The sequence below is a fragment of the Brevibacillus sp. NSP2.1 genome (genome assembly GCF_000470975.2).
Classification (GTDB): Bacteria; Bacillota; Bacilli; order Brevibacillales; family Brevibacillaceae; genus Brevibacillus; species Brevibacillus agri.
On record NZ_CP048274.1, the window covers coordinates 4029129 to 4051450 of the forward strand.

21 protein-coding genes and 1 pseudogene are annotated in these 22322 nt (G+C 55.7%); 6 read left to right on the top strand and 16 right to left on the bottom strand.

The features are described from left to right. Positions 1-10: 10 nt before the first annotated feature. A complete protein-coding gene (locus M655_RS19505) occupies positions 11-1366 on the bottom strand; it encodes a glycosyltransferase family 4 protein (protein WP_026557760.1) in 1356 nt (451 codons plus the stop codon). A 234-nt stretch (positions 1367-1600) separates the two neighbouring features. Between M655_RS19505 and M655_RS19510 the strand changes: the two genes are divergently transcribed. Then, positions 1601-2734, top strand: coding sequence for a glycosyltransferase (locus M655_RS19510; protein WP_025844139.1), 1134 nt, complete (start codon positions 1601-1603; stop codon positions 2732-2734). A gap of 167 nt (positions 2735-2901) precedes the next feature. Beyond that, positions 2902-3729 carry a M55 family metallopeptidase gene (locus tag M655_RS19515; protein WP_005829257.1) on the top strand — a complete coding sequence of 276 codons (828 nt, stop codon included), beginning with the start codon at positions 2902-2904 and terminating at the stop codon, positions 3727-3729. A 269-nt stretch (positions 3730-3998) separates the two neighbouring features. Here the strand turns inward: M655_RS19515 and M655_RS19520 are convergent, their stop codons facing one another. The 5 genes from M655_RS19520 to M655_RS19540 all read right to left on the bottom strand — a co-directional run bounded on the left by M655_RS19520 (position 3999) and on the right by M655_RS19540 (position 9293). Further along, positions 3999-4199 carry a cold-shock protein gene (locus M655_RS19520; protein ID WP_005829259.1) on the bottom strand — a complete coding sequence of 67 codons (201 nt, stop codon included), beginning with the start codon at positions 4197-4199 and terminating at the stop codon, positions 3999-4001. Between the two features lie 343 nt (positions 4200-4542). Further along, entirely contained in the window at positions 4543-5841 is a 1299-nt protein-coding gene (locus tag M655_RS19525) for a nucleotide sugar dehydrogenase (RefSeq protein ID WP_005829260.1), read from the bottom strand. A gap of 299 nt (positions 5842-6140) precedes the next feature. Further along, positions 6141-6458 (bottom strand): 2Fe-2S iron-sulfur cluster-binding protein, encoded by a 318-nt coding sequence (locus tag M655_RS19530; RefSeq protein ID WP_005829262.1) that lies wholly within the window; start codon positions 6456-6458, stop codon positions 6141-6143. A 46-nt stretch (positions 6459-6504) separates the two neighbouring features. Further along, the gene (locus M655_RS19535) at positions 6505-6915 is read right to left on the bottom strand and encodes a DUF350 domain-containing protein (RefSeq protein ID WP_005829263.1); all 411 of its coding nucleotides are present in this window, start codon (positions 6913-6915) and stop codon (positions 6505-6507) included. 20 nt (positions 6916-6935) lie between these two features. Next, complete coding sequence (locus M655_RS19540) at positions 6936-9293, bottom strand: endonuclease MutS2 (protein WP_005829265.1); 2358 nt, start codon at positions 9291-9293, stop codon at positions 6936-6938. 197 nt (positions 9294-9490) lie between these two features. On the opposite strand from M655_RS19540, the gene M655_RS19545 reads away from it, so the two are divergent. Continuing rightward, positions 9491-9865, top strand: a complete 375-nt coding sequence (locus tag M655_RS19545) for a phage holin family protein (RefSeq protein ID WP_005829266.1) — start codon at positions 9491-9493, stop codon at positions 9863-9865. A gap of 69 nt (positions 9866-9934) precedes the next feature. On the opposite strand, the gene larB is transcribed toward M655_RS19545, so the two are convergent. The 5 genes from larB to pheS all read right to left on the bottom strand — a co-directional run bounded on the left by larB (position 9935) and on the right by pheS (position 15450). After that, positions 9935-10687, bottom strand: coding sequence for a nickel pincer cofactor biosynthesis protein LarB (larB, locus tag M655_RS19550; protein WP_025844141.1), 753 nt, complete (start codon positions 10685-10687; stop codon positions 9935-9937). After that, on the bottom strand, positions 10680-11546 hold the full coding sequence (gene larE, locus M655_RS19555) for an ATP-dependent sacrificial sulfur transferase LarE (protein WP_005829270.1): 867 nt from the start codon (positions 11544-11546) through the stop codon (positions 10680-10682). The genes larB and larE overlap by 8 nt, the downstream gene beginning before the upstream one ends. Before the next feature lie 73 nt (positions 11547-11619). Further along, positions 11620-11895: a cell division protein ZapA gene (zapA, locus tag M655_RS19560; RefSeq protein WP_005829271.1), complete on the bottom strand. Its 276-nt coding sequence runs from the start codon at positions 11893-11895 to the stop codon at positions 11620-11622. Between the two features lie 81 nt (positions 11896-11976). Next, the gene (gene pheT / locus M655_RS19565) at positions 11977-14400 is read right to left on the bottom strand and encodes a phenylalanine--tRNA ligase subunit beta (protein ID WP_026557758.1); all 2424 of its coding nucleotides are present in this window, start codon (positions 14398-14400) and stop codon (positions 11977-11979) included. Between the two features lie 15 nt (positions 14401-14415). After that, complete coding sequence (gene pheS, locus M655_RS19570; RefSeq protein ID WP_026557757.1) at positions 14416-15450, bottom strand: phenylalanine--tRNA ligase subunit alpha; 1035 nt, start codon at positions 15448-15450, stop codon at positions 14416-14418. 455 nt (positions 15451-15905) lie between these two features. On the opposite strand from pheS, the gene M655_RS19575 reads away from it, so the two are divergent. After that, positions 15906-16625: a DUF2225 domain-containing protein gene (locus tag M655_RS19575; RefSeq protein ID WP_025844144.1), complete on the top strand. Its 720-nt coding sequence runs from the start codon at positions 15906-15908 to the stop codon at positions 16623-16625. 214 nt (positions 16626-16839) lie between these two features. Here M655_RS19575 and M655_RS19580 read toward each other — a convergent pair. Continuing rightward, positions 16840-17073 (bottom strand): annotated as a pseudogene (locus M655_RS19580) (alcohol dehydrogenase catalytic domain-containing protein); the annotation flags it as partial. Positions 17074-17114: 41 nt separating this feature from the next. Next, the gene (locus tag M655_RS19585) at positions 17115-17657 is read right to left on the bottom strand and encodes an NADPH-dependent FMN reductase (protein ID WP_025844146.1); all 543 of its coding nucleotides are present in this window, start codon (positions 17655-17657) and stop codon (positions 17115-17117) included. A 429-nt stretch (positions 17658-18086) separates the two neighbouring features. On the opposite strand from M655_RS19585, the gene M655_RS19590 reads away from it, so the two are divergent. Then, positions 18087-18971 (top strand): LysR family transcriptional regulator, encoded by an 885-nt coding sequence (locus M655_RS19590; protein ID WP_007776612.1) that lies wholly within the window; start codon positions 18087-18089, stop codon positions 18969-18971. Between the two features lie 247 nt (positions 18972-19218). Here the strand turns inward: M655_RS19590 and rlmB are convergent, their stop codons facing one another. Together rlmB and M655_RS19600 are read right to left on the bottom strand one after the other, a co-directional pair. Next, positions 19219-20034 carry a 23S rRNA (guanosine(2251)-2'-O)-methyltransferase RlmB gene (rlmB, locus tag M655_RS19595; RefSeq protein ID WP_005829286.1) on the bottom strand — a complete coding sequence of 272 codons (816 nt, stop codon included), beginning with the start codon at positions 20032-20034 and terminating at the stop codon, positions 19219-19221. Between the two features lie 2 nt (positions 20035-20036). Continuing rightward, positions 20037-20690 (bottom strand): potassium channel family protein, encoded by a 654-nt coding sequence (locus M655_RS19600; protein ID WP_005829288.1) that lies wholly within the window; start codon positions 20688-20690, stop codon positions 20037-20039. A 191-nt stretch (positions 20691-20881) separates the two neighbouring features. Between M655_RS19600 and sspI the strand changes: the two genes are divergently transcribed. After that, positions 20882-21118, top strand: coding sequence for a small acid-soluble spore protein SspI (sspI, locus tag M655_RS19605; RefSeq protein ID WP_005829290.1), 237 nt, complete (start codon positions 20882-20884; stop codon positions 21116-21118). A gap of 41 nt (positions 21119-21159) precedes the next feature. Here the strand turns inward: sspI and M655_RS19610 are convergent, their stop codons facing one another. Then, positions 21160-22311, bottom strand: a complete 1152-nt coding sequence (locus M655_RS19610) for a GerAB/ArcD/ProY family transporter (protein WP_005829292.1) — start codon at positions 22309-22311, stop codon at positions 21160-21162. Between the last annotated feature and the right edge of the window lie 11 nt (positions 22312-22322).

Genomic DNA, 22322 nt, shown 5'->3' on the forward strand with positions numbered 1-22322 from the left:
CGCTGTTCCGTTATCCGCTCACCAGCTCGTTCATCAGGTCGGCAAGCTGTCTCGCCTGCTCGCGGCGCTCGTATGGCTTCACGCGCTCCGCAAAATCTGCCCCGCGCGCCTCGCCGCTGCCCGTCTTCCCGCTCTGCTCCTTCCATTCGCGATACAGTTGCAAGTACGCCTGCTTGATCGCATCCTTATGCTCCGGATCAGCCACCTGGCCCAGACGGAAGTTTTCGATAATCTCTGTCGCTTCCCCTGCTTTGTTCAGCGCGAGAATCGGATTGCCGATCCCCATGTATTCGTACAGCTTGCCCGGAATGTACGCACCCGCGTCAGCGGACACGTCCCCGATGAGCAGCAGGGCATCGGCTGCTTTCATCAAGCCGAGCGCCTCCTTGTGCGGCAGGTTGCCCAATACGCGCACGATGTCAGCAAGCCCCAGCGCTTCCACACAATCCCGGTTTTCCGAATACCCGGGATAGTCAAACACGCCTGCGAAGCTGAGCAGCAGTTCCTGCCTGTCTACCTGCCCCTCGTCGATCAGCTCGCGGATCGCTTGCAGCAACAGCCGCGGATTGCGCTTTTGATACAAAATGCCCGCGTAGACCGCATGGAATTTTCCCGGCGCCGCATAGCTTGGCGTCAGCTCCTGAAAGTCGGCCTGGTCGAAGCCGTTGTAAATCAGCTCCATCCGCTTGATTCGCTCCTGATGCTTATTTTGGAAGTTTTTGGCAAAAGTGGCGGTGACGGTCGTAATCGCATCGGCCTTTGCCATCACTCTCGCTTCCATCCGCTCCTCCAACCGTTCGCGCCAGGCAATGCCAGAGGTGTGCATGTTTTGCGTCCACGGATCGCGGAAATCCGCTACCCATTTGCAGCCGAACTCATCCGCGAGCTTCTCGGCAATCAAGTGGTTGGTAACAGGGCCAGAGGTGGAAAAAATCACGTCGATTTTTTCCTGGCGCATGATTTCCCGCCCGAGCTTGAGCGCATTGGGCAGCCAGAGAATTTGGTCGTCCGGGATCAACAAGTACGGCTTGAGCTTTTTCAAGACGTTCACGACCTGCTTTTTCACCCGCTGCTTCAACGATACACGCGGGGCGTCGTCAGTCGAGCTACCTGCGGCAACGGCAGTGGCTTGTCCTCTCCCCGGCAGCAGTTGCCACTCTTTTGCCCGATGAATGTTCACCTCGCCTGGAAGCTGCGCCAGAAGTGAAGGATCAAGCGTGGCGTGGTAGACTGGATCGACGGTAAGCACGTGGACGTTCCAGCCAAACTCCCCCAAATATTTGGCCATTTTCAACGGCCGTGGAACACCGCCGCCGCCGATGGGAGGAAATATGTAGCATATGATTAACACGTTGTGCGCATTCATCTTGTAACCGTCCTTCTCGTTTTTACGTTTTCCATCCTAAACGATACCACAAGTGCTGTCTTATTGCGAATCTATCAGCCATCTGCTATAGTGAGAATGGCTTTGTTTACGCATGGAAGGCTCGCAGCCCTTCGCGGCGCTGTGCCAGCTTCTTTTCTTTTTTAAAAAAACAATCGCTCCTCCATGAACAAGCCTCGACAGAGGTTTTCTTGAATAAGATTCGGGTGAATTTACATGAGCAAACTACGCGTCCTCCACGTGATTGGCGGGGGGGAATTTGGCGGTGCGGAACAACATATTCTCAATCTGGTTACGACTTTTCCTGCGGAGGAAGTAGACGTCGCCGTCGTCTGCTTCTACGATTCGCTCTTTGCCGAGAAGCTGCGGGCTGCTGGCATCAAGGTGATTGCGTTGAACCAGTTCGGCCGATTTGACATTCGTCTGCTGCAAGCTTTGCGGCGCACGTTCCTCGCTTTTGGGCCAGCGATCATCCATACGCACGGGATCAAGGCCAACTTTTTTTCCCGGCTGGCCGCGCTCGGCATGAAGGTGCCTCTCTTGACGACCGTACACAGCTCGCTGCGCTACGATTACGCAGGCGCGTTGGCCTACGCGATCGTCAGCATGATGGAGCGGAGCACCCGCCACTGGAATCGGCACTACATCGCCATCAGCGGCGCCATTGCCGACGTCTTGCGCGAGCAGGGCGTGAAAAGTTCCGCGATCAGCGTGATCTACAACGGGATGGATTTGTCTCCTTACCAGCAGGATCAGCTTCGCGAGAGCGACCGCAGCCGTTTTCGCGCGGAGTGGAACGTGCCGCAGGACGCCTTTTTGTTCGGAACCGTAGCGCGATTCGTTCCAGTCAAAGGCTTGCCGATTCTGCTCGACGCCTTTCACGCGCTTGTGCAGGACAAAGCAGCGTCGCCTTATCTCGTGCTGATCGGCGACGGCTCGGAACGTCCGGCGCTGGAAGCGAAGGTGCAGGAGCTGGGCCTTGCGGAGCGCGTCCGCTTTGCCGGGTTTCGGCAGGACATTCCGGCTTGCCTGCATGCCATCGACGGCTTTGTTCACTCCTCCCTGTACGAAGGGCTCGGCTACACGATTATCGAGGCGATGGCCGCCAAAGTGCCTGTCGTCGCAAGCAACGTGGGCGGCGTGAAGGAATTCGTCTTCCACGAGCGCACGGGACTGGTTGTCGAGCCGAACGATTCCGCAGCATTGGCGCGAGCAATGGAACAGCTCTGGACTTCGCCACAACTGCGCGAGACGCTGGCGCAAAACGCCTTGGAAAAGGTCGAAGCCACTTTCACGATTCAGCAGATGACCGCTCAAATTTTGTCTCTGTACCGAAAGCTGTTGTCATAAGCGAAGCACGACTGGCCGTCTGATGGACGCTGCTCGTGCTTTTTGCGCTGCCGCTGGCGGGTAAAAACTGTTTGAACAATCTGGATTCATGGTTGCCTCCGCAGGGACAATCTGGTTACATAGAACTGGAACAATTATGAATCGCACGTGAAAGGATGACACGAAGCATGAAACTTTTTCTCTCGGTAGACATGGAAGGCATCTCCGGCATCGTCGACACCAGCTACATCAATCCTGATTCGGGCGTAAACTACCAGCGCGGCCGCCAGTTCATGACCGATGACGCCAACGCGGTGATCGAAGCGGCGCTTGCCAGCGGCGCGACGGAAATCGTCGTGGCGGACAGCCACAATACGATGAACAACATTTTGTGGGAAAAGCTGCACCCGAAAGCGCGGCTGCTCGCTGGCTCGCCCCGCGATTGCTCGATGATGCAGGGGCTAGATGAGAGCTTCGATGCCGCCATGTTTATCGGCTACCATACCCGCCAAGGGGTCCCTGGCGTGCTCAGCCACACCATGTCCGGCGTCGTCCGCAACATGTACATCAACGGACGGGTCGTAGGCGAATTTGGCTTTAACGCGGCAATCGCGGGCTTGTACAACGTTCCGGTCATCATGGTGTCCGGCGACAACCTCATCGCCGAAGAAGCGCGGGAGCTGATTCCTGGCATCCGTACAGCGATCGTCAAGGAAGCGGTGTCGCGCACAGCCGCTATCTGTCTGTCGCGCGAGGAAGCGACCGCCGCACTGAAGGAGCAGGCGGCGCTTGCGCTTGGCAATGTATCCGCCATCGCTCCGTTTACGAACGACAGTCCGCTTACGCTGGCCATGGAGTTTTCCCATGCCGGCCAAGCCGAAATGGCGGCAATCGTCCCTCACACCCGCTATGAGACGGCGACAAACACCGTTTATTACAGCACGGACGATCCGCAGGACTTGTACAAAACGATGCGGGCGATGCTGAACCTCGCTTCCGAGGCAGAGTTTTTCTAGGACTTTACTCGTGGCAAAAGGAAAAAGGCAGGGCATAGCGCCGTGCCTTATTCGCGCTCCGTTATGAGCTGCTTTTCTGCCTTCCTTTTTGCGGCATTGGTACCCCCTGTGCTTGTAGGTTCCGCCTCCGCCCGCAACCTGTGTGGCCGATGCGTCCGCGTGGCGCCAGGAATGCAGCCGCCGGACAAAGGGTGTGGGAAAAAAAGGCGATTGCGCCGGAATGCAAAAAAACAGGCCCAGCAAGTGGGCCTGTTTGTCGTTTTTGGCTTTTACAGTTTGCGAACGTTCGTCGCCTGTGGGCCGCGTTGACCGTTTTCCACGTCAAACTCGACCTCTTGCCCTTCATCCAGGGATTTGTAGCCTTCTCCCTGAATCGCGGAGAAGTGGACGAACACATCATCCGCACCATCCCGTTCGATAAAACCGAAACCTTTTTCGCTGTTGAACCATTTTACTCTACCACGTTCCATTTTTGCCTCCTAGCATGTATCCCTTACATGATTGAAATATGATCTTACCTGGTTACTATTGCCATAAACGAAACGAGTTATACATCCAAAAAAGAGAGCGCGGCGAAAACGGCTCTGCCAGCCCTCCTTGCTGCGAAAAAGCACTCCGGTTCAAGACAGTCGAAAAGCTCTCTAACTTGCCTGACTGCGAGACGAAAGAGCCTCCATAAACGCTTTCGCTGGGCGTTTACAGAGGCTCTTTTTTCCGGTTTGGTTGCACCCGTACCCTCGCGCAACTCCCCAGCACGCGGTATTTCGCTGTCGGAGAGCGGTCGGTCGACCACTTGCTGTCATTTGCGCTTGATTAAATACGCACAACAGTAGCCTTGCTGACCGAGTTGAGCGGAATGCGGTTTTTCGTATCGAACAAAATCGCGGAGTCGGCCATTTGCGCCGCTACTTCATCCCAGTTTACGTCCGCGAACTGTTTTTGCACAGCCGTCAAAATCAAGGCGTCGGCACCGCGAACGGCTGCCTCCAGACTGTCTTGCTTGTGCTCGTACGCAGTCGGTACCGCCGGGTCATACGAGCGCACCTCGACTCTTTTGGCGAGCAACAGCTTGATGATGTCGTGCACAGGGCTGACGCGGTCGTCGTTGGAGAAGTCCTTCATCGCAAGCCCCAGTACAGCTACACGGCTGCCTGCAAGCGTCTTGCCTTTTTGCTGCAACGCTTTTTCCAGCATGCCGATCAGCACTTCCGGCACAGCATCGTTAGTCATGCGCGCCTGCTGCAAGATCGGCAGCGACACGCCCAGCTCGCGAGCTTTTGGCTGCAAGTAATACAGGGCGTTCGGCAGGCAGAAGCCGCCAACGCCAGGACCAGGCGTCAATAGGTTCACGCGCTTGTGCGTGTTGGCAACCTTAATCAGCTCGAACGTGTCGATCCCGAACGCCTCGGAAAAGCGGGCGAACTCTTGAACCATCGCGATATTGACGTCGCGCTGGATGTTTTCGATGACTTTGGCGGTTTCGACCACGCGGATGTCCGAGATCGTAATGTCTGTTTCGCTGATGAAGGAAAGCAGCTCTTTTCCTTTCTTGGCGCTCTGCTCGTTGATGCCGCCAAGCACGAGCGGCATGTGGATGAACTCTTCAAAAGCTCGTCCTTCGGCAATCCGCTCGGAGCAGTACGTCAAATAAAAGTCGACGCCTGCGACGAGGCCGCTCACTTCTTCGAGAATCGGCTTCAGCACTTCTTCCGTGGTCCCTGGAACGACCGTGCTGCGAATCATGATCGTATCGCCCTTTTTCAGCACGCTGCCGAGCGATTGGGCACAGCTTTTCAACGGTCCGAGATCCGGGTCGCCGTTATGCACCGGCAAACCGACGGTCACAATATAATGATCGACTTCCGCAGCCGCTTCCTCGTAGGAAGTGGTAGCGCGGAAACGCTTTGCTTCAATTTGTTCCTTGAGAATCTCCGGCAAGGTTTTCCCCTGATAGGACTCCAAATGGTGGGAATGCGCCGCATTAATTTCATCCACGACGTGAGGCAAGGCGTCAACGCCGACGACGTTTGCTCCCTTCATGGCATAGGTAAGAGCAAGCGGCAAGCCAACAAACCCTAATCCCACTACAGCTACGCGCACAGGCTGAGTCATTGCGTATCTCCTCTTTCACGTTCTCTAAGGTAAGGTCCGTGCAACCGTACAGTCGCGCGGCCAACTTGCAAATTGCTTATGACAGATAGTAAATGCCCGCAGCGATAAAAACCACGCACAATCCTATGAGGACCTTGTACAACGTCTCCAAGGCTGCTCCTCCCCATGATTCATATTGTCGGCTTTGGCCCTGTCCAAAAGGGCATGGGACCGCACCCGTCTGGGAAAAAAAGTGCGGAACTCTCTGCCAAATCCTAATTATACTCTCGATTGAAATATCGTTCAACAAGGGTTTGTTTTCATGCCGAACCGGAAGTGTCCAAAAATACGGTCAGCGGCCCGGTCACATAAACTTGGCAGGCAAGCCGATACCCTTGCTGCACGGCTTCTCCCAGACGGTATTGCTCGGTCTCGGACGGCGGAGGAGCCGAGCCTGCTGGAATATTCATCCTGACCATACAAGTTCGACACTTTCCCGTCGTGCAGAAAAAATCGATCGGAAGCTGCGCGCGCACCAGCGCCATCAGCAAGTTTTCCCCCCGCGCAAGCGAGATGCTGCGCTCCTTGCCGCCTTCCCATACGGTTGCTGCGAACTGCTCCGGACGGTTGCTTCCCATCCCCACACGCTTTCCCTCCCCGCTTCTGATCGAAAAACAGTGCGCCCTACTTGGACAGGCTCGCTCCGATAATATAAGAAAAGCCGATGGACAGGACCATCGCGATGAAGCCGATCGCCCTGTTGTCATTGGCTATTTCCTCATCCACCTTGAACGAGGGGGTCATAAATTCAAAAATAAAGTAAGCGATCAGAAGCAAGCAAAAACCGAATGAACCCCAGATCAAAGCCTGCCCTAAAGAAAGATTCGCCTGAATCGAATAGCGGAAAACATTGGCGATGCCAAAAATTTTTCCGCCCGTTGCCATCGCGACGGCCATGTTCCCACGTTTCAGCTCTGCCCATACACGATAGCGCGTCACCAGCTCGAAAATCGCCAAAAACAAAATCATCGCGAGTCCGGTAACGGTAAAGTAAGCAGCAGTTGCAAAATATGGATTGTGCAGAAGGCCTGCCATGGAATCTCCTCCCGACATCTCTATTTCAGTTCGGCAATGGTCGCGCCAACGCCGCCTTCCCCCTGTCCGCCCAGGCGGAAAGATTTGACGTTGCGGTGGCTTCTTAAATATTCATGCACACCTTTGCGCAAAACGCCCGTACCGTGTCCGTGAATGATGGAAACCGAGTGCAGTCCAGCCAAAAGCGCATCGTCGAGAAACTGGTCCATTTCCCGGATGGCGTCCTCGACGTTGTATCCGCGCAAGTCGAGGTCCATTTTAATGCTGGCCGTTCTGCGCTTGACGGATGTGTACGGCGCGGCTTGCGGCTTTTGCGTAATCGAGTTTTGCACGTTCATGTCTTCGCGTCTGACCTTCATTTTCATAATGCCGATCTGGACGAGAAACTCGTCGTTGTTCACCTTTTCCAGCACGGTTCCTTTTTGGCCGAAGCTGGTGACCATGACTTCATCGCCCACCTTGATCTGGGTGGCGCGAACGGCCTTGGCCGGCTTTTTCACTTTTTCCTTCTCCAGCTCAAGCACGGCATTGCCGAGTCGTTTTTTCGCATCGATCAGCCGGTGCTCCTTGATCTCCACGCCTTCGTCTCTCATCTCGCGCAACTCGCGAATGATCGTCTCCGCCTCTTCTTTTGCCAATTGAACGGCGATCCGCGCTTCGTCTTCCGCCCGTTCCATCAGCTTGTTTTTCTCCTCGGCAAACCGGGCGCGTTCTTCCTCGAGCTGACGGCGCAATTCCTCCGCTTCTTTTCTCGCCGCCGCTGCCGCCAGTCGGTCAGCCTCGGCGGATTTGCGGTTGCGCTCCAGAGAAGCGATCATGCTCTCCACCTGGTTGTCTTCCTCACTGATGGAGCCGCGGGCCACCTCGATGATCGCCTCGGGCAGTCCGAGACGTCTGGCGATGGCAAAAGCGTTGGAGCGTCCCGGCACGCCGACGAGCAAACGGTACGTCGGGCGCAAGGTTTGCACGTCAAATTCCACGCTGGCGTTGATGACCTCGGGCCTGTCGTACGCATACGCCTTCAGCTCGCTGTAGTGCGTAGTGGCGACCAGTCTGGCTCCAGAGTCAATCACGTGGTCGATGATCGACATGGCGAGCGCCGCCCCTTCTGTCGGGTCCGTACCCGCTCCCAGCTCGTCGAACAGCACGAGGCTTTTCGCGTCCATCTTTTCCAGAATGGAAATGATGTTTTTCATATGGCTGGAAAAGGTGGAAAGGCTTTGCTCGATAGACTGTTCATCCCCAATGTCGGCAAACACGGAAGAAAACACCGTCATCTCGCTCTCTTCTTCTGCCGGAATGTGCAGTCCCGCCATCGCCATCAGCGACAAAAGCCCGATCGTTTTAAGCGAGACGGTTTTCCCGCCCGTGTTCGGACCCGTCACGACGATCGCCTGGTACTCGCCGCCCAGCTCGACGTCGACAGGAACGACGACCTCGCGCGGGATCAGCGGATGGCGCGCTTTTTTCATGTTCAAATAGCCGCGGTCGTTCAGCTTGGGACAGACGGCTTTCATGCTCCAGGCAAGCTGGGCTTTGGCGAACATGAAGTCAAGCTCGGTCAGCGCATCGACATTCTCGACGAGCGCATCCACGGCAAAAGCGACTTGCTCGGTGAGCAGGTACAAAATCCGCTCTACCTCGCGCTCTTCCCGCAGTCGCAGTTCACGCAGCTTGTTGTTCATCGACACGATCACTTCCGGCTCGATGAACAGCGTAGCTCCGGAAGCGGACTGGTCGTGGACGATCCCGCCGAACACATGGCGGTATTCCTGCTTCACGGGAATGACAAAGCGATCGCCGCGAATCGTGACGATGTTTTCCATCAGCATTTTTTGATAAGAAGAGGAGCGCGTCATCTGGTCCAGCTTTTCCCGGATGCGCGACTCCACCTGCCTGATCTCCTGGCGCACTTGGCGCAGCTCCATGCTGGCGCTGTCCATGACGTCTCCGTTTTCGTCAATACAGCGGCGAATTTCCATTTCCAGCTCGCGCAAGCCTTCGATGCGCTCGGCTTGCTGCTTTATGAGCGGCATTTCGTGGTCCTCGCACATGTCCAGCAAAAACGTCTTCAAACGGCGCCCCGCCATGACCGTGCTGGCGATGTCCAATAGCTCCATCGGCGCGAGCATCGCATTCAGCCTGGCGCGCTGCACAGAACCGCGGATATCGCGAATGCCGCCGAGCGGAGCGCTGCCTTTCAGGCGCAGGACAGTGGCAGCCTCTTCGGTGCCCTGCTGGGCGATTTTCACTTCGTCCAGCCGCACGAAGGGGGTCAGTTCCGCTGCTTTTTCTTTTCCATATGTGCAAGATGCCTTGTCGACTAACAGGGCGATAATTTTATCGTATTCCAAAGTTTTTAATACCCGTTGTTCCACTGTATCCTCCTTATTTCCTCACCGGCGACCGTCGGACTGCGCGGATAAGTACAACGGTCTGAACCTTCAATCACTGCGATTTCCTCATTATATCATGTCAGCCGTTCCAAGGATAATTTTACACGCACCCGCTTTGGCATAGTTCGGCTCGGAAATAGCCAGAATGAAAATGAACCAATCCAAAAGGAGGAGTTTACATGACGATCATGCGTCATCTCGTCCGCTTCGTCGTCGCTTCCGTCGTCCTGATGTTCGTCGGCTTTCTGGTACCCGGGTTTTCTGTAAGCAGCTTCTGGACTGCTTTTCTTGCCGCTGTCGTAATCGCCCTCTTGGGCTGGGTCGTGGAAGCCATGTTCGGAGATCGCATTTCCCCCTACAATCGCGGAATCATCGGCTTCCTCGTCAGCGCTGTCGTGATCTACCTGACACAGTTTATCGTCTCCGGTTTCCATGTGACTGTCATCGGAGCGCTTCTGGCGTCTTTGGTAATCGGGATCATCGACCTGTTCATTCCGATCAAGACCCATATGGACATGCGCAATGGGGATGCCGGAAACCGCCAGGAAACGTAAGATCCGCTTTACGCGAAAAGAGCCAACCCGTCACATGCGGGCTGGCTCTTTTTCAGTTTGATCGGCCTTCTATTGCGGTTGTGCAGACTGGCGATGAATCATCCCAGCCAGGTAGCCTGCGCCAAAGCCATTGTCGATATTGACTACCGCGACTCCGTTAGCACACGAGTTGAGCATGGTCAACAGCGCAGAAACGCCGCCAAAGCTGGCGCCGTAGCCGACGCTCGTAGGCACCGCGATAATCGGCTTGTCGACGAGTCCAGCCAGTACGCTGGCGAGCGCCCCCTCCATGCCGGCCACACAGACGATGACGCTGGCACCCCTGATCTCCTCCAGGCGCTGGAACAGCCGATGGATTCCGGCGACCCCCACATCGACAATCACCTTGACCTCACTGCCAAAGCAGCGCGCCGTCCAGGCCGCTTCCTGCGCCACCTGCCAGTCTGACGTGCCCGCTGCCACGACCGCGACGTAGCCGTCACGCTCCGGCACGAGCGGCTCTTTTGTGGACAAAAGCAAGCGCGCCTCTGCTATGTACTGGACGTCTGGCCACCGCTTCCGGACTTTGTCTGCTTGCTGCTCGCTTGCCCTGGTGACCAAAACGAGCTTTTGATGCTCGCGCAGCCGTTCCATAATCCCGACGAGCTGACTGGCGCTTTTGCCCTCTCCGTAGACGACTTCGGGAAATCCCGTCCGCGCTGAACGCGCCAGATCGAGAGTGGCGTAGTCCAGGCGGCTGATCCCGGAAAGCTGCTCCTCGGCCTGCTCCACGCTCAACCGTCCGGAAGCGACTTGCTGCAAAATGCGTTTGACGTCATCCATGCTGCTTTTTCACTTCCGTTCCCAGCACAGCGTTCATGCTGCCCGTCTGATAGCCGAACAAATCGAGCGTCACGTAGGAAAAGCCGATCTCTTGCAGCGTCCTGTTGATCTCGACATGGCGGGCGAGCAGGCGGCTGAAATCCGCCGGGCTGACCTCAATGCGCGCAATCGTGTCGTGGTGGCGGACCCTGACCTGGTGAAAGCCAAGACTGAGCAGATAGCCTTCCGCCCGGTCGATCTGGTCGATTTTTTCCAGCGTAATCTCCGAGCCGTAGGGAATCCTGGAGGAAAGACAGGCAAAGGACGGTTTGTTCCACGTAGGCAATCCCCTCTCCTTGGACAGCGCCCTGATCTCGTCTTTGTATAGCCCGGCCTCCTGTAGCGGACTGCGCACACCGCGCTGGGCGGCGGCGGCACGGCCGGGACGGTAATCGCCGCGGTCGTCCATGTTCGCTCCGTCGCAAATGACCGCATTCCAGCTGTTTTCTTCGGCCATCCGGCCCAAATGCTCGTACAGGCCGTCTTTGCAATAAAAGCAGCGGTTCACCGGATTGGACACAAAATTCGGATTTTCCATCTCGCGAATTTCCGTTGTGACAAACCGTGCGCCAAGCTGGGCGGCAAGCCTCTTCGCCGCCTCAAACTCGCGGGTGGGAAACGTTTCCGAAGCGGCAGTCACGGCAATCGCTGCCTCGCCCAGTTCCTCAACCGCCCTCGCCAGCAAAAACGTGCTGTCAACGCCGCCTGAAAACGCCACCAGCACTGTCCCCATTTCGCGCAAGACCGCTCCCAGTTTCTCGTTTTTTTCTGCCAGCGTCCAGTCTTCGCTATCTGTAGCCAGTTGGTTGCCCACTTCCATGAGTTGCCCCTCCTTTTTGTCCAAGCTTTTGCCGCACAACGCGAAAAGAGAGGCCAGCGCCCCTCTTTTCTCCTTAATCTATCGGCTTATCATTTGCATCTTCCTGAAGGATCTTCAGCAGTTCTTCGTACTCCTGCCGCAAGCGGAAGTATTCATCCGCGATGTTTACCGCAGAGAGTACGGCAATTTTAGCGGTGTCCAGTCGATGGTTGCCGTTCGCGATTTCGTTCATCTTGTCATCAACGAAACCGGCCACCATGCGTATGTGATTGACACTTGCCTTGCCACTGAGCCGGTATTGTTGGCCGAAGATATCCACCGTCAAACGATTTTTCCCATCACCTTGCACGAGGGGTTCCTCCCTACTGCGACCTTTGCTCTACTGTATCCTTTTTAGGTTACTGAAAATGTCAGAGTTCGTCAAGCCATCTTACATCCGCAGTTCGGCACCCGTATTGTTTTTCAGCGCTTCGACAACAGCGGTTGTCACCTGCTGGATTTCTTCATCCTGCAAAGTGCGCTCCGCGTGGCGGAACACGAGAGCAAACGCCATGCTCTTCTTGTCCTGTGCAATCCGCTCGCCTGTGTACACATCGAACAAGGTCAACGACTCCAGCAGCTCGCCCGCCGCTTCGCGAATGGTCGCTTCCAACGCACCCGCAGGCACGCTGCGATCTACGACCAGCGCCAGGTCGCGCGTTACCGCCGGGAACTTAGGCAACTGGCTGTAGTGTCCAACCTCGGCAGCCGCCTCGATCAGCACAGCCACATCGAACTGGAACACGTACGTCTCAGACAGATCGTACGCTTTTTCCGTACCTGGGTGTACTTGCCCCAGATAGCCCAACCGTTTGTCGCCTGCCCATACTTCCGCTGTACGGCCTGGGTGCATGCCGGCAATGTCCGCTGCCGCTTTGTACTGGGCTGTGCGGATGCCCAGGCGCGCCAGGAGCGAATCGACAATCCCTTTGACCTGATAAAAGTCTACAGGCTGTTTCGCGCCCATCCAGTTTTGCGGCAAAAGCTGCCCTGTCAGCGCACCTGCCACGTACAGACGCTCTTCCGGAAGCTGCGTCAGCGACTCTTCGCGCGTCAAAAACACGCGGCCCAGCTCAAAAATGGCGACGTCGTGATTTTGCCGATTTTTGTTGTAGGCGACGGTTTCCAACAGACTTGGAACGAGGCTGGTGCGCAGTGTGCTGTGCTCCTCGCTCATCGGCATCAAGAGGGACACCGGGCTTACTTTTTCCTGATGCAGACCCGCAACTGCCTCCACGCGGTCCGGGTGCACCAGTGCGTAGGAAATCGCCTCGCTCAAGCCCGTGCCGATCAGATGGTGACGGATCGTGCGGCGCAGCTTTTGCTCGTGCGTCAGTTGGCCTTGCGTGGTCGAGCCAGTCGGCAGGCTGGTCGGGATGTTATCGTAGCCGTACAGACGCGCCACTTCCTCCACCAAATCTTCCGGCAGTGTAATGTCGCCGCGTCTCGTCGGCACGGTAACGGTCCAGCTTTCGCCTTCGGTTGTGAACGGAAATTGCAAACGCGTAAAAATCGGGGAAACGTCTGCGGCAGACAGGCTCGTTCCCAGATGTTGATTGATTTTGTCCAAAGTCACGGTGACAACGGCCGGCTTCGCTTCGTTTACGACTGCGGAGCGGATGCCTTTGGACACGCTGGCCCCCGACAGTTGCTGGATCAAAGCAGCGGCGCGCTCTCCCGCTTCCTGCACGCGCGCCTGATCGACGCCTTTTTCCCAACGGACGCAGCCTTCTGTGCGCATGCCGAGTGTGCGGGCGGTGCGGCGGACTGTTTTTGGCGTAAACCAGGCGGCTTCGAGAATGATTTCCTTCGTCTCGTTCGTAATCTCGGAGTTGGCTCCGCCCATCACGCCGGCGATGGCCAAGCCTTTTGCCGGGTCGGCGATCAAGAGAGTCTGCTCATCCAGTTCGCGCTCCTGGTCATCCAAAGTAACGAGCTTTTCCCCTGCGTTTGCCAGGCGGACGACAATTTTGCGGTCCTGAACCTGCGCCGCGTCAAACGCGTGCAGCGGCTGCCCGTACTCCAGCAAAACGTAGTTGGTGACGTCTACCACGTTGTTGATCGGGCGAATGCCTGCTGCCATCAGGCGATTTTTCATCCATTGCGGGGAAGACGCAATTTTGGCATTCGTGAAGTGGCGGCCGTGGTATTGGTAGCATTCGTTTTCGGCTGCGATCGTAACTTCCAGCGGGTTCTCCCCGCCGTCTTCGGTCAGCTCGATTTGCGGCAGCACCACTTCTTTGCCTAAGATAGCGGCCACCTCGTAGGCAACGCCGAGCATGCTCAGGCAATCAGAGCGGTTTGGCGTCAGGCCAAGCTCCAGCACGTAGTCGTCCAGCCCGAGGTAGGAGACTGCGTCCATACCGATTTCCGCATCCTCCGGCAATACCATGATGCCTTCCTGCTGGTCTTTTGCCAGCAGCTTGTCGTTTAGCCCCAACTCTTTTGCCGAGCAAATCATGCCCTGGGATTCCACGCCGCGCAACTTGGAGCGCTTGATGTTCAGGCCCCCGGGCAGTTTTGCGCCGATCAGCGCGACGGGTACTTTTTGCCCTTTGTCTACGTTTGGCGCTCCGCAGACGATTTGCAGGTCTTCGCCTTGCCCCGCATCGACCACGCATACGCTCAGACGGTCAGCGTCCGGGTGCTTGCTGCGTTCTTTGACATACCCGATCACTACACCGGAAACACCTGCGTTGCGCGATTCTACTGCGTCTACCTCAATCCCGCTGCGAGTCAGCTTCTCAGCCAGCTCCTGGGGCGTCGTTCCACTCAGATCGACGTATTCGGATAACCATTGATACGATACCTTCATCTTTGCCTCTCCTCTCTAGCCTCGGTTGAACTGACGCAGGAAACGAACGTCGTTTGTATAAAAATGGCGGATGTCCTCCACGCCGTATTTGAGCATCGCGATACGCTCTACCCCCATTCCGAAAGCAAAGCCGCTGACTTCCTGCGGATTGTAGCCGGCCATTTCCAGCACGCGCGGGTGCACCATGCCGGAGCCCAAAATCTCGATCCAGCCCGTTTGCTTGCACACGCGGCAGCCGTGACCGCCGCAGTTGAAGCATTGCAGGTCGACCTCTGCGCTAGGCTCGGTGAACGGGAAGAAGCTCGGACGCAGGCGAATTTGCTGGTTTTCCCCGAACATTTGGCGGGCAAACGTCAGCAGAATCCCTTTCAGATCGCTCATGCCGATGCCTTTGTCAACCACGAGGCCCTCGATCTGCGTGAACTGGTGGGAGTGGGTCGCATCGTCATCGTCGCGGCGATACACTTTTCCGGGACAGATGATCTTCACAGGCGTCTTGCCTTCTTTTTTCAGCATCGTCCGCGCCTGCACCGGAGACGTATGGGTGCGCATCAAAATTTCGTCCGTCACGTAAAACGTATCCTGCATGTCGCGCGCCGGATGGTCTTTTGGCAGGTTGAGCATTTCGAAGTTGAAGTGGTCCATCTCCACTTCTGGTCCTTCTGCCACCTCGAAGCCCAGACCGATGAAAATGTCTTCGATCTCCTCGATGATGCGGGAGAGCGGGTGCATCGTTCCGGCAGGCACCGGACGCCCTGGCAAGGTTACGTCTACCGTCTGGGACGACAGCTTCGCGTTCAGCGCCGCTTCTTCAATCGCCTGCTGCTTTCTGGAAAAAGCTGTCTCCAGCGCTTCCCGCACTTCGTTGACCAGTTGCCCGACTACCGGACGCTCTTCGGGAGACAGGCTGCCCATCCCGCGCAGCAGTTCTGTCAGCTCGCCCTTTTTCCCCAAATATTTGACGCGCAACTCCTGAAGTTGTGCAGCTTCCGTCACCTGGCTGATTTGCCCCAGCGCGGACTCCTTCATTTCTTGCAACCGAGTTTGCACTTCGTATCGCTCCTTTTTTCTGTAGATAAAAAAAGAAAAACCCGCCCCAAAAAGGGACGAGTTACTTTTTTCTCGCGGTACCACCCTTGTTAGACAGACGGCTCGCTTTCGTGACAAAGCTGTGACAATATCACTAACAGCGAACGAGACTTCTGTCTCACTTCAGCTCATTGGTAACGGGAATGACCCGGCTGCTCCTACTGCGCGAAAGCGGTTCAGAGTGCGGCTTCGGAGTGAATTCGGCAGCTATCGTGCTAAAGATGCTCGCAGTCTGTGGCACCTTCTCCCTGAAAAACAGATAGGACCTGCGTACTAGTCTCCGTCATCGCTTTGCGTTATAATCGAGATGTAGGAAAATTATAGCGCAACAAGAGAGAACTTTCAATTATACAAATGTTACATATCACTTGTTCTCCCTAGTTCGATTTTCGCGAATCCGAAAGGGGACTTTTGACATGATCGAGAAGGTTACGGCCCTTTATGATAAGACATGCGTCTGTCGGCATTGCCAAGCAACTTTTTCCACCAAACGGATCAGAACCGGCGCTCTTACCATGATTCACCGCGACAGCGACTTCTATACCACGTTCAAGGAGCAGTCGCTGAATCCGATTTTATATACCGTCAACGTCTGCCCGGTATGCGGCTTCGCCTTCACCGATCAGTTCACAAGCAAGCTCGCTCCGTGGCAAAAACAGGCCGTCGAGGAGCACATCTCCATGAAGTGGCAGCCAAAAGATTTCGGCTCCATTCGCAAGGTGCAGGAAGCGATTGTCAGCTACAAGCTGGCGATTTACGCCGCCGAGCTGACCGATCAGCCGCACTCGGTCAAAGCGGGCCTGTACTTGCGGCTCGCCTGGCTGTACCGCTACATGGACAATCTCCCGGAAGAGCTGCGCTTCATCGCGATGGCGGTCGACGAGTACGAGGAATCGTACATTCACTCCGACTATGCCCGCGGTGACAAGGAAATGTCCGAGGTCAGACTGCTGTACCTGATCGGCGAGCTGTACCGCCGTCTGGAAAAATTCGAACTGGCGATCAAATATTTCGGCAAGGCGCTCGCTTTTCGCAACCATACGATTGAGAGCGGTATCATCCGCATGGCGCAGGATCAGTGGCAACTGGCGCGCGAGGAATTTAAAGAGAAAAAAAGCGAGCAAAAGATCGGCTGATAGCGGCATGAATGCAGGTATTTCAACTTTGTTGTTGGAATGCCTTTTTGTTTTTCTTTTGCATGGCGCAGGGAGAAGCGAAAGAGGTAGCGCCGGAGAATGGTTTTCTCTGAACGGCTCTCGCCTTTTTGCCTTTTGTTTTGTGCGAGCGGGCGGCAGATCAGTTCGCGGCTGTCAGCGCTGAGCTCGCCAAGCAAGGGGAGGCGGACTTTTTAACGCCTTCGCCTACCTGGTCCACGATGCCAGCGAACTCGTTGCCGGGAATTTGCGGAAGCTTTACGGAAATGCCTTGGGGTGTCCAGCCGCTTCGGATCGCGCAATCGTAATGCTGTACCCCGGCCATTTTCACGCGGACCCTAACTTGCCCCGGACCCGCCTGCGGATCGGGAAACGTCATGACCTCCATGACCTCTGGTCCGCCTATTGAACGAAATGCTGCTGCTCTCATTGTGCAACTCTCCTATATTTTTCCGGATTGGGTAACAACGTTTAACGCAATGTTTTTAATGCGCCGCTCCAGGCAATCAGTTCGTCTAGCATGGCGTTTACTTTACCTACGTGCAGTTCGGCGGGGTTGAATGTTTGGAAATTTTCGAAATCGGCAAAGATCGAAAATGTCGGGTGCGCGCGGACGTCTGCCACGAGCAGCTCTCCCAAAATTCCGCGCAAATGCTCGGCTGCACGCGCCCCGCCCGTCGATCCGTAGCTGACGATGCCCGCAGCCTTGTTGTTCCATTCCGTGCGTGCCGAATCCAGCGCGTTTTTCAATGCTCCCGTGATGCTGTGATTGTACTCCTGGACGATGAACACGAATCCATCCAAGCTGGAAAGCTTTTTGGACCAAGCGACCAGGCCAGGCTCATTGCCTGTGCCTTCCCCGAAAAAAGGCAATTGAAACTCGGCGATATCTACAATTTCATACGTCGCATCTCCGCGGTCATCGGCAATGCCTTTCACCCAGTTTGCGACTTGCGGGCTTACCCGCCCTTGGCGCGTGCTTCCCAAAATAATGCCAATTTGCAATTGTTTCATGAAGAATCCTCCCATCATTCGATGTTTGTTCGCTTCGTGTCCTCCACCTTTTGAGCGGCTTTCCTGTTCCTTCCGCGTTGCCTATCACCATACGGCTACGGCACATAGGCATATAACAAAAACCATACTATGCTCGTGCAGAGCGCCCCAAGAACCAGGAAAGCTGGATGGAAACGGGCGCGCGAGGCAGGTGTGGGGCGAATTTTCGCTAGGCTGTTTGCTGGTGGGCGGCACCTTTCTGGACGCTCAGCCTCCCCTCTGTCCACTCTTCCACTCTGACACTGCCCAGCGAGTCACTTGGGAGACGTTGAGCCAAAGTGTGTTGTGCTCCTTGCATGCTTTATTTTACAATCACTTACATATAAACAAAAATATATCTTAAATCATACAGATCATATACTCAGATATATAGGAAAGGAGAGCATGCGCATGGAGTTGTTGCAGTTGCACTATTTTCGCACGGTAGCCCGGACGGAGCACATGACGAAGGCAGCCCAGGAGCTGTGCATCGCGCAGCCTGCGCTGAGCAAGACGATTTCGAGGCTGGAGGAAGACTTGGGAGTTCCCTTGTTCGACCGACACAGAGGGCGGATTCGTCTGAATGCGTTCGGCAAAGCTTTTCTGGACAAAGTCGAAAAGGCGCTCACCCTGCTGGAAGAAGGCAGAAAAGAAGTGTCCGAGCTGGCCGGACTTGAACAAGGGAGCATTCACCTCGCCACGTCGACGCTGGATCGGTTGACGGATGCGCTGGGCGAGTTTCTCGCGCTGTATCCGGAAGTCAGCTTTCGGATTACGCAAGCTTCGATGGAAGAAATGACGCAGTTGGTGGAGGCTGGCGAAGTCGACATGTGCTTTACAGCGCTGCCAATCAATCGGCCCGACATTAGCGCGGTGTCCCTCCTGAAAGAAGAAGTGTACCTGGCCGTTCCCCACGGACATCGGTTTGCGGGGAGGAAAAGCGTTCGCTTGAGCGAACTGGCGGAGGACCCGTTTATCGGGTACAAGGAAGGGTTTCCTTTTCAAAAAATGAACGATTTGTTTTTCCGAGAAGCCGGGATCACGCCTAACTTCGTCTGCCGGGTCGACGAGCCTGCCGCCATTGCCAGCCTCGTCCGGGCGGGGCTAGGCGTCGCGCTCGTAGGCAACTGCGGAGGCCCGGGCTCCCCGCTGAACCTGCTGCGGATTGAGTTTCCCGTGTGCCAGCGCAATTTCCAGATTGCCTGGAACGAGAAGCGGTACTTATCGCTTGCTGCGCGTAAGTTTCGCGACTTTCTCATCGGGTACTTTGCGGAAGTGGGGGAAACCGGGGAATGAGAAGCGCGGTGAGGTAGGGTGTCGGTGGTGGTGAGGTGCGGACTTTGATGCGGCGTGAGGCGGTGCGGGCTGGGAGGCGGCTCGGGCTGTGATACCGCGCAAACTGTAATGCCACGCGAGCTAAATCGCACCATCCAGAAACTACAGCACGCCCCTTTTCACCTTGCCCTGCTGATCGCCCTCCCAAAATTCACACGAAAAAAAACAGGGACACTGGACTCTTTTCCCCAGTATCCCTGCTTTGCTGTCACTGTCTTCTGTTGCGCTGCGCTTCATACACAAAAATGCCCGCCGCGACGGCGGCATTCAGCGATTCCGCTTTGCCGTACAGCGGAATGTGCACGAGCTGGTCGGCGCAGGCCAGCATCTCTTTGGACACGCCTCGGCCTTCGTTGCCGATGACGAGCGCGATCTTGCCGCAATAATTCGCCTGATCGTAGGACACGCTGTCTTGCGCCAAGGACGAGACGAGGACACGCCCGCCTTGCTGCTTCCACTCGTTTGCCGTGGCAGCGAGCTCCCGCGAAAAGACAGGCAGGCGGAACATGGCGCCCATCGTGGCCCGCACGACTTTTCCGTTGTAAATGTCGACGCTGCCCTTGCCCAGCACGACTCCATCCACACCGGCGGCCTCTGCCGTTCGCAAAATCGTGCCCAAATTGCCCGGGTCCTGGATTTCATCGAGGAACAAAAGCAGGGCATTTTCCTTGGCTGACAGCTTGTCAACCCATTCGTCCCACTGACTCGCCGTCTTCTTCACTGCCGCGACGATTCCTTGCGGCGATTTCGTTTCCGACAGCTTGGCCAAAACCGCAGCGGACGCCGCGATTACTTGCGTAGCCTGGGGATGGTTCGCCAATGCCCGCTGGCAGGCGGGATCGAGGCTGCGCTCCTGATCGTACAGGATGGTCGTCACTTCCGCCCCGCTGTTCAGCGCCTCCTCCACCAGATGCGCGCCTTCGACGAGGTAGCGTCCCTGCTCCTCCCGGCCTTTTTTATCGAGCAACTGGTGCAGTCTTTTCACCAGCGGATTTTGAACTGAAGTAATGATTTCATGTGCCATCGTTATGCCCGCTCCTCAAATGCTTTCAAGTCTTTGTTGTTTCCGATTACAACAAGAACGTCTCCGTACTGGATCACTTCATCCGGGCTTGGAGCGATGTTGAATTTGTCCCCGCTTTTGATCGCGATGACGTTGACCTCGTACTTTCTGCGGATGTCGAGCTGTCTCAAGTTTTGCCCGACCAGCTTGGACGATACGACGACCTCTGCCACGCTGTAGTCCTCCGCCAGCTCGATAAAGTCGAGGACGTTTGCGGAGATGAGATTGTGCGCCACACGCACGCCCATGTCCCGCTCCGGGAAAACGACGCGGTCGGCCCCTACTTTGTACAACACTTGTCCGTGCCGCTCATTTTGCGCTTTGGCGACGATTTTTTTCACGCCCAGCTCCTTCAGCGTCAAGACAGTGAGGATGCTCGCCTGAATGTCGACCCCGATCGCCACGACCACTACGTCGAAGTTGCGAATGCCGATTTCCTTCAAGGCGCGTTCATCTGTCGAATCAGCCGCGACAGCGTGGGTGACATACTGAATATTTTCATTGATGCGCTCTTCGTTTTCATCAATGCCCATGACTTCGTAATCCATCTCGTACAGCGTCCTGGCAACACTGGAACCAAAACGGCCCATTCCGATGATGGCAAACTGTTTTGACATGCTGATCTTCTCCTTCGATCCTATATCCAATAACTTGCATTATAGCATTAGACAGCGTAGCTTTGCACAGGCGAAACCAAAAGATGCCCGTGTCCAATGAAATCGCTTCGAGACAAAGGGGTATGAGCAATCCGGCGAAGACAAATACTAACTCATGAATTTATTCTCACAAGAGAGGTGCTGGCTAAGGTATGAACATTGCCTCGCTCAATTTGCGTCAAGCGATCATGTACAAAATGCAAGGCTCGGATTCCGGAGCGGTAGAAGAAACGATCAGCGATGCGATCGCAAGCGGCCAGGAAAAAACCTTGCCTGGTCTCGGCGTCCTGTTTGAAGTGCTGTGGCAAAACAGCGATGCTTCCTCCCGCCAGGAGATGGTCGAAACTATCGCTTCCCATCTGCCCGCTCAAGCGGAAAAGCCGATTTAATTGGAAAGCCAACCGAACACGAGCAAAAGGGAGAGACGCCACTACGTCTCTCCCTTTTTGTCTTCTGCCACCTGCTGCGAGGAGCGCGAACGAATCAACTGAAGCACAGCCAGCAAAATCGGAAAGAGCACCGTTGGCAAGTAGCTGAAATACGTCAGCTTTTGGGCGTAGGCAAAAAATTCGACGATGTTTTGCGGCCACAACGCGACGTAAAAAAGCGGGAAGAAGAAGATCAGCGCGATGATGCGCTGAAAGCGGATCCCTTTTTTCAACCACAGCCGCGTGGCGAAAATCATCGAGTAGTACATGTTGCCGAACGTCGTAAACACGGACGCCATCCAGATCGTGAGAAAAGCCGACTCTATCCGTTCCAGAAACCAGCCGGTTTGTTGCGCGGTTTTGACCATATCCAGCGTCGGCCAGATCAGATGCTGCAACTCCTCGTAGCCAAACACCACGATGCCCGCCGCAGCGGTCAGCACATACGACACGATCGTGAAGGCAAACCCGCTCCAGGCCGCCAGCGAAATCCGCGCTCCCGGCATCGCCAGCCCGAAGTAGATCATCATCAGCTCAAATCCCGTGTACATCGTAAACGTTCCAATCGCGGTGCTGGCCACTCCCTGCCATGAATCAATGTGCAGCGGCAGCAGATTGTACCAGTTCGCACTGTTGATCGTCACGTACGGGATGATGAGGATCGGCACAAACATGATCGGAAACAACAGCTCGTTGACCCTGACCAGCACCTCGAACTCGTGCATGCACAAGTACAAGACGATCAAAAGCAAAGTCAGCAAAATCACTTCAAGGGGCGTGTCCAGCAGGACAGACGTGACAATGACCTCGCCAAACCCGCGGGCGACCATCGCCGTATTCAAAAATTGAAACAGGAGGTACAAAAGCACCCACGGGATGTTGAGAATTTTTCCCAACCACGGGTGCCGATGGCCGCCAAAGACGAGCGGGCCGTACTCTACAAAGGTCAGTCCTGGATACTGCCTGCTCAAATAGATGATCGCCATAAGAGGGATAACCACAATCAACCCGCCAACGAGAGGCCCCAGCCAGCCCACTTCCTGCAGTTCCGTGCTGGCGGTACGCGGTAAGGTAAGGATTCCCACCCCGATCATCGAGCTAATCAGGATTGCGATTAGTTGCCATGTACTGATGTTGCCCCTTTGATTTCCCATCTTTATCGGCT